The sequence below is a fragment of the Pseudomonas kribbensis genome (assembly GCF_003352185.1).
In the GTDB taxonomy this organism is placed as follows: Bacteria; Pseudomonadota; Gammaproteobacteria; order Pseudomonadales; family Pseudomonadaceae; genus Aquipseudomonas; species Aquipseudomonas kribbensis.
Genome location: NZ_CP029608.1, coordinates 4954911 through 4967878 on the forward strand (window position 1 = coordinate 4954911; position 12968 = coordinate 4967878).

The window sequence follows — 12968 nt, forward strand, 5'->3', positions numbered from 1 at the left end:
GTGATCAGCGGGTTCATCCTGAGGTCGTGCAAAACACCTGACTATCGATAAAAACTCATTGGAGCCATGACGCCGGCGCATGCCTCGTTGCGAGGCATGCGCTGACCTTTTTCGGGCATTCAGAGCGCGCGGATCACGTGCTTGATTTCCTGAAATGCCGCCAGGCCCCACGGCCCCAGTTCGCGGCCGATGCTGCTCTGTTTGTAGCCGCCCCACGCGGTCTGCGGGAAGATCACCTGCGGCGCGTTGAGCCACACCAGCCCCGCCTGCAAGCCGTTGGCGACCCGATCTGCGGTCTCGGCATTGCGCGTGACCACGCTGGCCACCAGACCGAACTGACTGTCGTTGGCCAGGGCAATCGCCTCGGCCTCCGAAGCGAAACTGCGCACGCAGATCACCGGGCCAAAGATCTCTTCACACCACAGCGCACTGTCGAGGGGCACTTCGGTGAAGATCGTCGGCTGCAAGAAATAGCCGCGCGGCAGATCCGCCGGGCGATTGCCGCCACAAATCAGCTTGGCACCCGCGCTCAGACCACGGTCAATGTGACCGAGCACACGCTGGTACTGCGCCTGATTGACCAGCGCGCCCATCTCGACTTCAGGATCGAACGGGTCGGCCACACGGATTTTTTCCGCACGGGCCTGCAAACGAATCAGGAATTCATCGGCCAGTTCATCGGCGACCAGCACCCGGCTGGTGGCCGAGCACATCTGCCCGGCGTTGAAGAAACCGCCGCCGCAGGCCAGCTCTACTGCGAGATCAAGGTCGGCATCTTCCAGAATCAGCAGCGAGGATTTTCCGCCCAGTTCCAGGCTCACGCCCTTCACGGATTCGGCGGCGCGCTGCATCACTTGCACACCGACAGCGTTGCTGCCGGTGAAGGAAACCTTGGCGATGCGCGGATCCGCCGACAGCGGCGCACCGACCGCCAGACCGGTGCCGCACACCAGGTTGAACACGCCTTTGGGCAGGCCGGATTCGGCGATGATGGTCGCCAGTTCCAGTTCCGGCAGCGGCGTAACTTCCGACGGCTTGAGCACCACGCAGCAACCAGCGGCCAGGGCTGGCGCGAGTTTCCACGCGGTGGTGACCATCGGGAAATTCCACGGCACGATCAGGCCGACCACACCGCACGGTTCGCGGCGCAGGCGTGCGCTGAAGTCGTCGCTCGGCAACGGCACATCGCTGTCCTGTTTCGCATCGAGGCCTTCGGCGAGTTCGGCGTAGTACTCGAAGGTGGCGATCACGTCGTCGACATCGATGCCCGCTTCGAACTGCGGTTTGCCGTTGTTGCTCGACTGCAACCTCATCAAGTGATCACGTCCGCTACGCACGCCATTGGCGATGTTGCGCAGGATCGCGCCGCGCTCGGCACCGGTGGTTTTCGACCAGTCCTTGAAGGCTTCGGTCGCTGCCGTCACCGCTTGATTGACGGCGCTTTCGTCGCCGCCGTTGACCGTGGTCAGCAGCGCTTCGGTGGCCGGGTTGATCACGCGCAGGTGTTCGCGGCCGGCGGACCATTGGCCGTTGATGTACAGGCCGTCGAGTGTGGTCGGGAAATTCATCATTTGGCCACCGCCTTCATCCATTGGGTCTGGTCGATTTCGATCAGGGTCGGGCCCTGACGATCGGTGGCGGCGCGCAGGGCGCCACGCAAATGTTCAGCCGAGCTGATCGCTTCCGCCGCGCAACCCAGGGCCTTGGCAACACCGATGAAGTCCGGGGTGTAGATGTCCACGCCCACTGGCTCGATGGCGCGGTTGACCATGTATTTCTTGATCTCTTCGTAACCCTGGTTATTCCACAGCAGGATGATCACCGGCGTGCGCGCTTCCACGGCGCTGGCCAGTTCCGGCAGGGTGAATTGCAGACCGCCGTCGCCGATCAGGCACACCACCGGCGGACGTGCGCCGTGTTCGAGGTGGCCACCGAGCCACGCGCCAATCGCCGCCGGCAAGGCGTAACCGAGGGTGCCGTAACCGGTGGACGAGTTGAACCAGCGACGCGGACGCTCCGGGTTGAACGTCAGGTTGCCGGTGTATACCGGTTGCGTGGAGTCGCCGACGAACACCGCATTCGGCAGTTCGTGCAGCACGGTTTCGAGGAACCGGGTCTGAGCCAGCGTCGGTGCGTCCCAGGTTGCGGCCAGGTCTTCACGCAGACGGGCGGCGCGTACCTGGCCCCAATCGTTGCGGCGTTCGGCCAGCGGCTTGTGCGACAGCGCGCTCAGCAATGCTTGTGCGGCGTTGCGCGAATCGGCCACCAGCGCCACATAAGGCGGGTAGTTGCGCACGGTCTGGTCCGGATCGATATCGACGCGCAGCAACTTGCCGGGGATTTCAAAACCGCCGGCGAAGGTCACGTCGTAGTCGGTTTCCGCCAGTTCGGTGCCGATCGCCAGCACCACGTCGGCATCCGCCACCAAGGCGCGGGTCGCGACCAGGCTCTGAGTCGAACCGATCAACAGCGGATGGCTGGACGGCAACATGCCTTTGGCGTTGATGGTCAGAGCCACCGGCGCATCGAGCAGTTCAGCCAGTTCGGTGAGTTCGGCAGCCGCGTCGATGGCGCCGCCACCGGCGAGGATCAGTGGACGCTGGGCGCCGGCCAGCAGTTCGGTCATGCGGCTCACGGCGGCCGGCGCGGCACCGGCGCGGTCGATGTTGACCGGCACATTGCTCAGCAGTTCGTCGGCTTCTTCGACCAGAACGTCCAGCGGAATTTCGATGTGCACCGGACGCGGACGCCCGGCCTGGAACAGCGCAAACGCACGGGCCAGCACGCCCGGCAATTCGGACGCCGACATCAGGGTGTGAGAGAACGCCGCCACGCCACCGACCAGTGCGCTCTGGTTCGGCAGTTCATGCAGCTTGCCGCGACCGCCGCCCAATTGGCTGCGCGACTGCACGCTGGAGATCACCAGCATCGGGATCGAATCGGCGTAAGCCTGCCCCATGGCGGTGGTGATGTTGGTCATGCCCGGGCCGGTGATGATGAAGCACACACCCGGTTTGCCGCTGGTGCGGGCGTAGCCGTCGGCCATGAAGCCGGCGCCTTGCTCGTGACGCGGAGTCACATGGTTGATGCTCGAACGGGCCAGCCCGCGATACAGCTCCACGGTATGCACCCCGGGAATGCCGAACACCTGCTCGACCCCATAATCTTCGAGTAACTTGACCAGTACTTCGCCACACGTCGCCATGTCTTTGCCCTTCTTGTTCGTTGAGGCACCGGGCCTTAAGGGAACCGGTGATTGGCCTCATTGAAACGGGCGACCCGTAGCCGCAACAATCGATAAAAGCTCATACTAGCCATGTCCTCACGTCATACCTTGGATCCACATGAAACGACTGCCTCCCCTGCCCGCCCTGCATACGTTTCTGATCACCGCGCAGTGCTGCAACTTCACCCGGGCCGCCGAGCAGTTGCACATCACTCAAGGTGCGGTGAGCCGGCAGATCGCCGGGCTGGAGGAACATCTGGGTTATGAGTTGTTCATTCGCCTAGCCCGGGGCCTGGAACTGACAGCCGAAGGTCGCGAATGGCTGCCACGGGTGCAGCAGGTATTCAGCCTGATCGGCGACTCGATGGAACAGATCGGCGCCAAGCGCGAAACCCTGCAACTCAAGGCCCCGAGCTGCGTGATGCGCTGGTTGTTGCCGCGCCTGCTGCAATGGCAGCGCGAGCGCCCGGACGTGCCGGTGAAACTCACGGCGTCGTTGCAACACGGCGTGGACTTTCATCGCGAGCAGTTCGACGCGGCGGTGATCTACGGCACCGCGCCCCACGACTCCCCTGCCACGCTGCATCTGTTCGATGAACAACTGACGCCGGTCTGCTCGCCGACGCTGCTCAACGGTGGGCCGGCCCTGCATACACCGGCAGACTTGCAACAACACTTGCTGCTGCACCCGACCCACACCGATGACGACTGGACGCTATGGCTGGAAGCCGCCGAACTGCACTTGAGCAACATCAGCAGCGGTCAGCATTTCGAGACGCTGGATCAGGCGATGTCGATGGCGTCCCACGGGACCGGGGTGGCGATCGGCGACTGGTCGTTGATCGGCGATGACTTGAACGCCGGGCGACTGGTGATGCCGTTCGATCTGAAGGTGAAGACGGGATCGGGTTATTACATCGTGGCGCCGGCGTCGGAGCCGTCGGCGAAGTTGCAGGAATTGATGGGGTGGCTGGTGGAGCAGGCTCATACGCGGTGAACACCCCAATATCCTGTGGGAGCGAGCAAGCTCGCTCCCACATTGGATCGGTGTTGAGATTCAGTAACCGACAGTAAACCGCTGACGCGAATGCTTCGGCGTTTCCACTTCGTCGATCAGCGCAATCGCGTAGTCGGCAAAGCTGATGGAGCTCTGGCCTTCGGTGCTCACCAGCAAGTCATCCTTGCCGACGCGGAACTTGCCGGTGCGCTCGCCTTCGAAGAACAACGCCGACGGCGACAGGAACGTCCAGTCCAGCTCCTTCTCCTGACGCAAGGCATCGAGAAACGCTGCACCAGCACTGGCCTCAACCTTGTACTCGGCCGGGAAACCGGCGCTGTCGATCACGCGGGTGCCGTCCGGCAGCAACAGCGAACCGGCACCGCCGACCACCAGCAGACGTTTCACTCCGGCCTGTTTCACCGGGCCGATCAGCGCGCTGGCCGGCACCGTGGCGAAATGCGCGGCGCTGATTACCACATCGTTACCGGCGACTGCCGCTTGCAGTGCGGCGGCATCCAGCACGTCGACGTTCTTGCTGACCACACCGGCACGGGCGCCGATCTTCGAGGTATCCCGGGCGATGGCGGTGACGCTGTGGCCGCGACGCAGGGCTTCTTCCAGCAATTGGCTGCCGGCACGTCCGGTGGCACCAATGATTGCGATCTTGCTCATGACATTCTCCAGTTGGCTTGAGAGTGCTGCGTTTTTCAGAATCGGGTTACCACTTCATTTCGCCCTTGGCGACTTTGGCGCTCAGCTCCAGGGAGCTCTCTTCGCCCAGTTTCGGGTAGCGTTTTTTCATCGCGACGATCAGCGCGGCAGAGTCCTTGGCCTTGGCGGTTTCTTCGTCGAAGGCCTTGATGTAATCGGCGGTGAACTTCACGGCGGCCAGCGAACGGGCGCTGTCACCCAGGTAGTGACCCGGTACCACGGTTTTCGGTTTCAGGGTTTCGATCGAGTGCAGGGTTTCCAGCCAGTCGGCGTGGGATTGTGCAGTCTGGGTATCGGCCATCCAGACGTGGATGTTCTCGGCGACTACCACACCACCGACCACGGCTTTCAGCGATGGAATCCACACGAAGCTGCGATCCGGTTGCTTGCCTTCCAGGCCGACCACCTGCAGTTTCTGGCCTTCGAGCATCAGGCTGTCGCCCTTGAGCACACCCGGCACGATGGTTTTGGCCGGAACGTCAGCGCCCATTTTCGGGCCCCAGAATGCGAGTTTGCCGTCGACGGTTTGCTTGATGTGATCAACGGTCGGCTGCGAGGCCAGCACCTTGGCGTTCGGGAAGGCCTTGGTCAGGGTGTCGAGACCGAAGTAGTAATCCGGGTCACCGTGGCTGATGTAGATGGTGGTCAGTTGCTTGCCGCTGGCGCGGATCTTTTCCACCACTTGCTCGGCCTGGGACTTGCCGAACTGCGCGTCTACCAGAATCGCGTCCTTCTCTCCGCTGACCAGCACCGAGGTCACCGGGAAGATCGCGTTGGTGCCCGGGTTGTAGACGTCGAGGCTCAGGTTCGCGGCCGCTGCGTGGGCAGCAAAGCCGAGGGTGGCGGTGGCCAGTAAAACGCGCTTGAGAGTGGTGAAGCCGATCATGGGTTGCTCCGCTGTTCGAATGCCGTGCTTGGCGATGGGACAGAGCTTAGTTGCCAGACTCGTTACAAAAAATGCGATGCTTAAACATAGTTTGTTTCTGAAAGCGGGCAAATCATGGATCGTCTCCAAGCAATGCGGGTGTTTGTCACGGTGGTGGATCTGGGTAGCCAGTCGGCGGCGGCCGATCATCTGGACCTGTCGCGGCCAGTGGTGTCGCGGTATCTGGCGGAACTGGAAGACTGGGTCGGCGCGCGCCTGATGCACCGCACCACACGCAAGTTGAGCCTGACCGCGGCCGGCAACGAAATCCTGCCGCGCTGCCGGCAGATGCTGGAACTGTCGAGCGACATGCAAGCCGCCGTCAGCGAGCCCGACGATGCGCCACGGGGTCTGCTGCGAATCAGCGTCAGCACCTCGTTCGGCCAGGCGCAACTGGCCGATGCCATGGCTGCGTTCGTCAAACGCTACCCCGGCGTCAATATCGACCTGCAAATGCTCGATCGCACGGTGAACCTGGTGGACGAACGCATCGACCTGGCGATCCGCACCAGCAACGACCTCGACCCCAACCTGATCGCCCGGCGCCTGACGGTCTGCCGCTCGGTGGTCTGCGCCGCTCCCGCCTATCTGCAGGAACATCCACAACCGCAGCGCGTAGAAGATCTGAGCCGGCACAACTGCCTGACCCACTCCTATTTCGGCAAGAGCCTGTGGCATTTCGAAGAGGACGGCGAGCCGGTCTCGGTGCCGGTGCAGGGCAACATCAGCGCCAACGAGGCCAGCACCCTGCTGCGCGCGACCCTCGCCGGTGCCGGGGTGGCGATGCTGCCGACCTATCAGGCCGGGGTGCATATCCACAGCGGCGAACTGGTGCGCCTGCTGCCCAACGCCGAACCTCGGCGGATGAACATCTACGCGGTGTACGCCTCACGCAAGCACATGCCGGCGGCACTGCGCAGCATGCTGGATTTCCTGGTACTGCGCTTTCCCGAAAATCCGCAATGGGATAAGGCAGTTGCAAGCGACAAGCCGTAAGCTGCAAGCGAACAGCCCGTTGCGTCCCGCTTCAATCTTGAAGCTTTCAACTCAAAGCTTGCAGCTGCTCCCCTCTGGCCTATGCTGAAAGTAGTACCCAAGGGTATTCGTTCAGAGGTCAACGCCATGATCATGAGCACCAGAACAAGAAGATACCTCGCGATTTTCATCACCTGCGCGGCCACGCTGGCGCTGTACGGCACCGCGGCATGGCGCGTGGAGCAGTTGCGGCAACTGCCCCGTGAGTACGCGAGCTGCAACTTCGAGCGCTGCATCCCTCACAACGCCACCCTCAACGCCCTGCGCTGATACAGGACGTCAGGCGTCGTCGTTCTGCTCGGCCTTCAAGCGGTCGCGGAACGCCTTTGGCGAGATCCCCACACGGCGCCGGAACAGGCGCGTGAAGTTGGTCGGATCGGAAAAACCCAACACCTCGGACATCTCGTAAATCGTCATGCTGGTGTACGTCAGCAGACGCTTGGCTTCCAGCAACTGACGCTCATGCATGATCTGCAACGCCGGTTGCCCCGCCAGTTCGCGGCAAGTGCCGTTGAGGTGCGAGACGGAAATCCCCAGGCGATGGGCCAGGTCTTCGACCTTCACATGCTGACGGTAAGTCTCTTCGACCAACTGGATAAAACCGTTGAGGTACTCGCGTTGACGCTGCGGACGTTGGCTCGCGTTATGCCGGCGGATCGCCTGACGGCTGACCCAGACCATGATCACGCTGACCAGCGAATGCATGAGCATTTCCCGCGCCGGTTGATGGCCGTTGTACTCGGCCTGCAACGCGGCAAACAGACTGTTGAGATACTCCGCGTCCTGCCCCGCCGGATAGCTTTCGGCCTGGGCCAGGGCCTGCACCGCGCTGCCCAGTTGCGCCTGCAAATGGTTGATCAACGGTGTGGCGAGGGTGACGACGAATCCTTCGACGTCCTCGGAAAAACGGAATCCATGCACCGATAGCGGCGGCAGGATCTGGATCGCGGCTTCGTTCAGTTGCGTGCGTTGACCTTCGATTTCAAGCTCTGCCTGACCTTTGAATACGAAGAGCAACTGGCACAAATCAGCGTGGCGGTGGGGTTTGATTTCCCATTGATGTTCGCGGCTGCGTTTGGAAATGGTTTCACAGTGCAGCAAGTCAGGGGTCGGCCAGTCCAGGCTTTCACCGTAGAGCTTGAACACCGGAATCGAAGGCAGGTCAGGCTTGTTCATCACTTCAATCCAGGCCTCGAAGGTTGCGGGCGATAATCGCACCGATTGGCAGAATGTACAGGTATCGGCTCAGTTTTCACCTTCAATTGACAGACCCGCAAGGGAAAAATGCAAGCACTCGAATCCTGAAAATCATTCACCGGCCGTTGTCGCGTGAAGCTTGCGAGTCATAAAAACAATGAAAACGCTGAAAACCCAAGTCGCCATCATTGGCGCCGGTCCGTCCGGATTATTGCTCGGCCAACTGCTGCACAACGCCGGCATCGACACCCTGATCATTGAGCGTCAGACACCTGACTATGTGCTCGGCCGAATCCGCGCCGGGGTCCTTGAACAGGGCATGGTAGAGCTGTTGCGCGAGGCTGGCGTGGGTCAGCGGATGGACGCCGAAGGGCTGGTCCACGGTGGTTTCGAACTGGCCCTCGACGGGCGTCGGGTACACATCGATCTGCAGGCACTGACCGGTGGAAAAACCGTGATGGTCTATGGCCAGACCGAAGTCACCCGCGACCTGATGGCCGCTCGTCGGGAGACCGGTGGACGGACCATCTACGAAGCACGCGATGTCGTTCCCTGTGGCATGAAAAGCGACGAGGCCTTCGTCACGTTTGAAAAGGACGGCGAAACCTGGCGCGTCGATTGTGATTACATCGCCGGTTGCGACGGTTTCCATGGCGTGGCGCGTCAGTCGATTCCAGCGGACTGCCTGAAAGTTTTCGAGAGAGTCTATCCGTTCGGCTGGCTGGGGATACTCGCCGACACACCACCGATTCACGACGAACTAGTCTACGCCCGCCACGAGCGCGGCTTCGCCCTATGCAGCATGCGGTCGGCGACCCGCACTCGCTATTACCTGCAAGTGCCGGCCGAGGAAAGCGTCGACGACTGGTCGGATGAACGCTTCTGGGATGAACTGCGCAATCGTCTGCCGGAGGATCTGGCGCAGAAACTCGTGACCGGTCCTTCGATTGAAAAGAGCATCGCGCCGCTGCGCAGTTTTGTGGTCGAGCCGATGCAGTACGGGCGCATGTTTCTGGTGGGCGACGCGGCGCATATCGTTCCGCCGACCGGGGCCAAGGGGTTGAATCTGGCCGCCAGCGATGTCAGTACGCTGTTCAGGATTCTGCTGAAGGTCTATCTCGAAGGTCGCACTGACTTGCTGGAGAAGTATTCGCAAATCTGCCTGCGCCGGGTGTGGAAAGCCGAGCGTTTTTCCTGGTGGATGACTTCGATGCTGCACCGTTTCGACGAACACGACGATTTCAGCCAACGGATCAGCGCCTCGGAACTGGACTACTTTGTCAGTTCAGAAGCGGGACAAAAAACCATTGCAGAAAATTACGTCGGACTTCCTTATGAGGCTATCGAATAGCCTGCTACCGACTTACACTGGCGAGCATCCCCGCTCGCCTGACGATCTGCGGGACCCTCACTGCCCGCAGGTTTTGCCCGTGACCAATCTCAACCACCCCGAAACGCCCAAACCGGCCATTCGCAGCGTGCTGGTCGCGCTGATGCTGGCGATCTTCCTTGGCGCGCTGGACCAGACCATCGTCGCCGTTTCCATGCCGGCCATCTCCGCGCAATTCAAGGACGTCAGCCTGCTGGCCTGGGTGATTTCCGGCTACATGGTGGCGATGACCGTGGCGGTGCCGATCTACGGCAAGCTCGGTGACCTGTACGGGCGGCGCAAACTGATGCTGTTCGGCATGGGCCTATTCACCCTCGCCTCGCTGTTCTGCGGCATGGCCCAGAGCATGGAGCAACTGGTGCTGGCGCGGATTTTCCAGGGCATCGGCGCTGGCGGGATGATTTCGGTGAGCCAGGCGATCATCGGCGACATCGTGCCGCCCCGCGAGCGTGGTCGCTATCAGGGTTACTTCTCCAGCATGTACGCGGTGGCCAGCGTGGCCGGCCCGGTCCTCGGCGGTTACATGACCGAGTACCTGTCGTGGCGCTGGGTGTTCCTGATCAACCTGCCGCTGGGCCTTGGCGCCTACTGGGTGGCGCGACGCAACCTGGTCGGCCTGCCGATTCCCCAGCGAAAACCGGTCATCGATTACCTCGGCACACTGCTGATGATCATCGGCCTGACCGCGCTGTTGCTGGCGATCACTCAGGTCGGCCAGGGCCATGCGTGGCGCAGCCGTGAAGTGCTCGGGCTGTTCGCTTGCGCGGTGGCGGTGCTGGCGGTGTTCGTCTGGCATGAGCGCCGTGCCCGTGAGCCATTGCTGCCGATGCACCTGTTCACCAACCGCAACGCTCTGCTGTGCTGGTGCACGATTTTCTTCTGCAGCTTCCAGGCGATTTCGTTGATTGTGCTGATGCCGCTGCGCTTCCAGAGCGTGACCGGTGCCGGGGCGGACAGCGCTGCGCTGCACTTGCTGCCGCTGGCGATGGGGTTGCCGATCGGCGCGTACTTCGCCGGTCGTCGCACCTCGATTACCGGGCGCTATAAACCGCAGATTCTCACCGGCGCGCTGCTGATGCCGATCTCGATCCTCGGCATGGCCTTCAGCCCGCCCGATGCAACGCTGATCAGCAGCCTGTTCATGTTGCTCAGCGGCATCGCCGGCGGCATGCAGTTCCCGACCTCGCTGGTCGGCACGCAGAACTCGGTGGAACAAAAAGACATTGGCGTCGCCACCAGCACCACCAACCTGTTCCGCTCGCTGGGTGGCGCGGTGGGCGTGGCGTTGATGTCGGCGCTGCTGCTGGCGTTGTTGCAGGACTCCAGCTTTGCCCACCTGACCGGCGCCTCGCTGATCGGCGAAGGTCACTCCGGCAACGTGCTGCTCGATGGCCTGAACGCGGCGCCCGGCGATGCACAGAATGCCTTGCGCGCCGAATTGCTGGTGACGTTCCGGCATTTGCTGATGGTCAGCGCCGGGGTGTCACTGCTCGGGCTGGCGGCGGCGATTGCCATGCCGAACCGCTTGTTGCGCGGGCGTGAGCACGGCGCCCGCTGAGCGATGCCGATGGCTCCCACGCGTGACGTGGGAGCACACAGGGATCAAGCGCTGTAATAACCAACCGCCACCAGGAACCCGCCGACCTTCTTCAGGTAGGCATGCTTGTCCTCGACCTTGCCGGTCACCGGGTTCTTCCAGCGGTATTCGTACTCGCCCTCATCCTGCTTGCCGATCAACGTCAGAATCGGTTCGCCCACCGGTTTGCCTTCCGGGTCCTTGACCTTGGCGAAGTCGGTATTGATCAACCGCAGGTTGGTGCCATGGGCGACGTAGCGTTGGGTGTTCAGATCCACCACGAACACATACAGGTCATCCTGCAGGTAACCGCCCTTGAGCGAGTTGATCGCCGTCAGCGTGCCCTTTTCGTCCTTGGTCAGATCGGTGGCGGCTTTGTCGAGTAACGATTTCGCCTGTTCTGCCGATGCTCGCGGCAAGTAGTAGCCGACGGCCAGAATCCGCTGACCGATGCGCTGGTAGAACACATGCTTGCGCTCGACCTTGCCGTCGGCCTGGTTCTGCCAACGGTATTCGGCCTGCTGGATGCCATTGCCTTCCGGCACTTTCAACGCGTCCTTGAACGCCTTCTGCAAATCCGGGCCAAGCACTTCGCTCACATCCCGGCCGATCAACGCTGAGGACGGCCCGCCGCTGGCGAGCATCACGCCCTTGGTATCGACCACGAACACGTAGCGATCCTTGTCGACGAATTCGCCCTGGCGGCTGAATGCCGCGAACGCCTTGTCGCCGTTGTCGTGATAGTAGGCCAGAGCCTTTTCCAGCAAGGCGATGGCGGCCTTGCTGTCGTCCTTTTCCGTGGCCGCATTGGCCTGTCCGAAACTCAACAACAGCACCGCGCCGAGCCAGGCCAGTTTTTGCACAAACCCCATGACGCATCCCTCGTTCTTGTTGGTGTTTCAAGAGCGTAGACGGCCTGACGGCAGGTATGGATTTTCAGAAAGCTTCTGAATGTTGCGATGGGTGTGTGGCGAGGGCGTTCGCGCCCTCGCCACAGAAGGGGCTCACGGCCGGGCGTTGAGTTGCTGTTGCAGGTTCTGGATCTGCGCCTGCAGGGTGTTGATGTTGCGGGTCATCTGCCCACGGAACGCATCGAACTCGGCGGTGCTGGAGCCGCCCTGTGCAGCGGCCGGACGGTTGTCCTGCTCGCTCTTGAGCACGACGATTTCCTGCTCCAGACGCTCGATGGCGGCGTTCGAACTGCCTTGTTTCTTCAGCGCCGTGATATCGGCACCGAGGCTCTTGAATTGCGCGTCGAAGCCCTTGAGTTGCGCATCGACCTTGCTGGTATCGGCCGGTGTGCTTTTCAGCGTCGCCAGCTCTGCACTCAGGGCTTTGACCTGAGCCTGCAACTGGGTGTTGGCGTTCTGTTGCTCAGTGGTCTGGGCGGTCATCTGCGCCAGACGCTTGTCCAGATCGGTCGCCTGACCCGCGACACCCTGCTGCTGTTTGCTCTGATCCTGCAGTGCGCTTTGCAGCTGTTTGATCTGCAGTTTCAGCGCTTCGCTGTCGGTGTTGACGTTTGTCTGGCTGGCCACGACCTTGCCGGAAATGTCCTGCAGGCGCCCGGCCGCTTCTTCACTGATCCGCGCGAAGCTTTCCTGGGTCGCCACCAGTTGCTGCTCCATCAGCGAAATCTGCTGGAAACTCCACCAGGCCAGGCCGATGAAAGCAAAGAACAACGCGCCGACCAGCGCCCACAACGGCCCGGTGCTCGCAGATTTGACCTTGACCACTGGCGGTGTGCGCGAATGCACGGAAGTGCGGGCGGTGGTCGGGAAATCGTCGTCATCGAGTGTGTCGGCGCGCAGGCTCGGAACATCGTCGAAATCGTCGTGGGCATCGTTACGCATGGACATTGAGGCAACCTTTGTGAAACCCGGTAATGGCTGATTGCGGCGCAGTATA

Annotated in this window: 12 protein-coding genes; 5 read left to right on the top strand and 7 right to left on the bottom strand. The window is 61.8% G+C overall.

Annotated elements, in window-relative coordinates:
• Positions 1-119: 119 nt before the first annotated feature.
• Both DLD99_RS22590 and DLD99_RS22595 read right to left on the bottom strand, forming a co-directional pair.
• On the bottom strand, positions 120-1568 hold the full coding sequence (locus DLD99_RS22590) for an aldehyde dehydrogenase family protein (protein ID WP_208647537.1): 1449 nt from the start codon (positions 1566-1568) through the stop codon (positions 120-122).
• Positions 1568-3205: a 5-guanidino-2-oxopentanoate decarboxylase gene (locus DLD99_RS22595; RefSeq protein WP_114885146.1), complete on the bottom strand. Its 1638-nt coding sequence runs from the start codon at positions 3203-3205 to the stop codon at positions 1568-1570. Before DLD99_RS22595 ends, DLD99_RS22590 begins: the two co-directional genes overlap by 1 nt.
• 139 nt (positions 3206-3344) lie before the next feature.
• Between DLD99_RS22595 and DLD99_RS22600 the strand changes: the two genes are divergently transcribed.
• Positions 3345-4223 carry a LysR substrate-binding domain-containing protein gene (locus DLD99_RS22600; RefSeq protein WP_114885148.1) on the top strand — a complete coding sequence of 293 codons (879 nt, stop codon included), beginning with the start codon at positions 3345-3347 and terminating at the stop codon, positions 4221-4223.
• 60 nt (positions 4224-4283) lie between these two features.
• On the opposite strand, the gene DLD99_RS22605 is transcribed toward DLD99_RS22600, so the two are convergent.
• On the bottom strand, positions 4284-4898 hold the full coding sequence (locus DLD99_RS22605) for an NAD(P)-dependent oxidoreductase (protein WP_114885150.1): 615 nt from the start codon (positions 4896-4898) through the stop codon (positions 4284-4286).
• Between the two features lie 46 nt (positions 4899-4944).
• Complete coding sequence (locus tag DLD99_RS22610) at positions 4945-5823, bottom strand: MBL fold metallo-hydrolase (protein WP_114885152.1); 879 nt, start codon at positions 5821-5823, stop codon at positions 4945-4947.
• Positions 5824-5937: 114 nt separating this feature from the next.
• Here DLD99_RS22610 and DLD99_RS22615 point away from each other — a divergent pair, with 114 nt between their 5' ends.
• On the top strand, positions 5938-6858 hold the full coding sequence (locus DLD99_RS22615) for a LysR family transcriptional regulator (protein WP_114885154.1): 921 nt from the start codon (positions 5938-5940) through the stop codon (positions 6856-6858).
• Positions 6859-6990: 132 nt separating this feature from the next.
• The gene (locus DLD99_RS29265) at positions 6991-7167 is read left to right on the top strand and encodes a hypothetical protein (RefSeq protein WP_167443786.1); all 177 of its coding nucleotides are present in this window, start codon (positions 6991-6993) and stop codon (positions 7165-7167) included.
• A 9-nt stretch (positions 7168-7176) separates the two neighbouring features.
• Here DLD99_RS29265 and DLD99_RS22625 read toward each other — a convergent pair whose 3' ends face one another.
• Complete coding sequence (locus DLD99_RS22625; RefSeq protein ID WP_114885158.1) at positions 7177-8073, bottom strand: helix-turn-helix domain-containing protein; 897 nt, start codon at positions 8071-8073, stop codon at positions 7177-7179.
• 178 nt (positions 8074-8251) lie between these two features.
• Between DLD99_RS22625 and pobA the strand changes: the two genes are divergently transcribed.
• Positions 8252-9445 carry a 4-hydroxybenzoate 3-monooxygenase gene (pobA, locus tag DLD99_RS22630; protein WP_114885160.1) on the top strand — a complete coding sequence of 398 codons (1194 nt, stop codon included), beginning with the start codon at positions 8252-8254 and terminating at the stop codon, positions 9443-9445.
• Between the two features lie 79 nt (positions 9446-9524).
• The gene (locus tag DLD99_RS22635) at positions 9525-11042 is read left to right on the top strand and encodes an MDR family MFS transporter (protein ID WP_114885162.1); all 1518 of its coding nucleotides are present in this window, start codon (positions 9525-9527) and stop codon (positions 11040-11042) included.
• A gap of 44 nt (positions 11043-11086) precedes the next feature.
• On the opposite strand, the gene DLD99_RS22640 is transcribed toward DLD99_RS22635, so the two are convergent.
• Both DLD99_RS22640 and DLD99_RS22645 read right to left on the bottom strand, forming a co-directional pair.
• Positions 11087-11932 (bottom strand): cache domain-containing protein, encoded by an 846-nt coding sequence (locus DLD99_RS22640; protein WP_114885164.1) that lies wholly within the window; start codon positions 11930-11932, stop codon positions 11087-11089.
• Between the two features lie 132 nt (positions 11933-12064).
• Positions 12065-12919: an ATPase gene (locus DLD99_RS22645; protein WP_114885166.1), complete on the bottom strand. Its 855-nt coding sequence runs from the start codon at positions 12917-12919 to the stop codon at positions 12065-12067.
• Between the last annotated feature and the right edge of the window lie 49 nt (positions 12920-12968).

Bases quoted from the DNA above. Each gene is read 5' to 3' on its own strand.
- DLD99_RS22590 (WP_208647537.1), bottom strand. From the start codon at position 1,568: ATGAATTTCCCGACCACACTCGACGGCCTGTACATCAACGGCCAATGG.
- DLD99_RS22595 (WP_114885146.1), bottom strand. From the start codon at position 3,205: ATGGCGACGTGTGGCGAAGTACTGGTCAAGTTACTCGAAGATTATGGG.
- DLD99_RS22600 (WP_114885148.1), top strand. From the start codon at position 3,345: ATGAAACGACTGCCTCCCCTGCCCGCCCTGCATACGTTTCTGATCACC.
- DLD99_RS22605 (WP_114885150.1), bottom strand. From the start codon at position 4,898: ATGAGCAAGATCGCAATCATTGGTGCCACCGGACGTGCCGGCAGCCAA.
- DLD99_RS22610 (WP_114885152.1), bottom strand. From the start codon at position 5,823: ATGATCGGCTTCACCACTCTCAAGCGCGTTTTACTGGCCACCGCCACC.
- DLD99_RS22615 (WP_114885154.1), top strand. From the start codon at position 5,938: ATGGATCGTCTCCAAGCAATGCGGGTGTTTGTCACGGTGGTGGATCTG.
- DLD99_RS29265 (WP_167443786.1), top strand. From the start codon at position 6,991: ATGAGCACCAGAACAAGAAGATACCTCGCGATTTTCATCACCTGCGCG.
- DLD99_RS22625 (WP_114885158.1), bottom strand. From the start codon at position 8,073: ATGAACAAGCCTGACCTGCCTTCGATTCCGGTGTTCAAGCTCTACGGT.
- pobA (WP_114885160.1), top strand. From the start codon at position 8,252: ATGAAAACGCTGAAAACCCAAGTCGCCATCATTGGCGCCGGTCCGTCC.
- DLD99_RS22640 (WP_114885164.1), bottom strand. From the start codon at position 11,932: ATGGGGTTTGTGCAAAAACTGGCCTGGCTCGGCGCGGTGCTGTTGTTG.
- DLD99_RS22645 (WP_114885166.1), bottom strand. From the start codon at position 12,919: ATGTCCATGCGTAACGATGCCCACGACGATTTCGACGATGTTCCGAGC.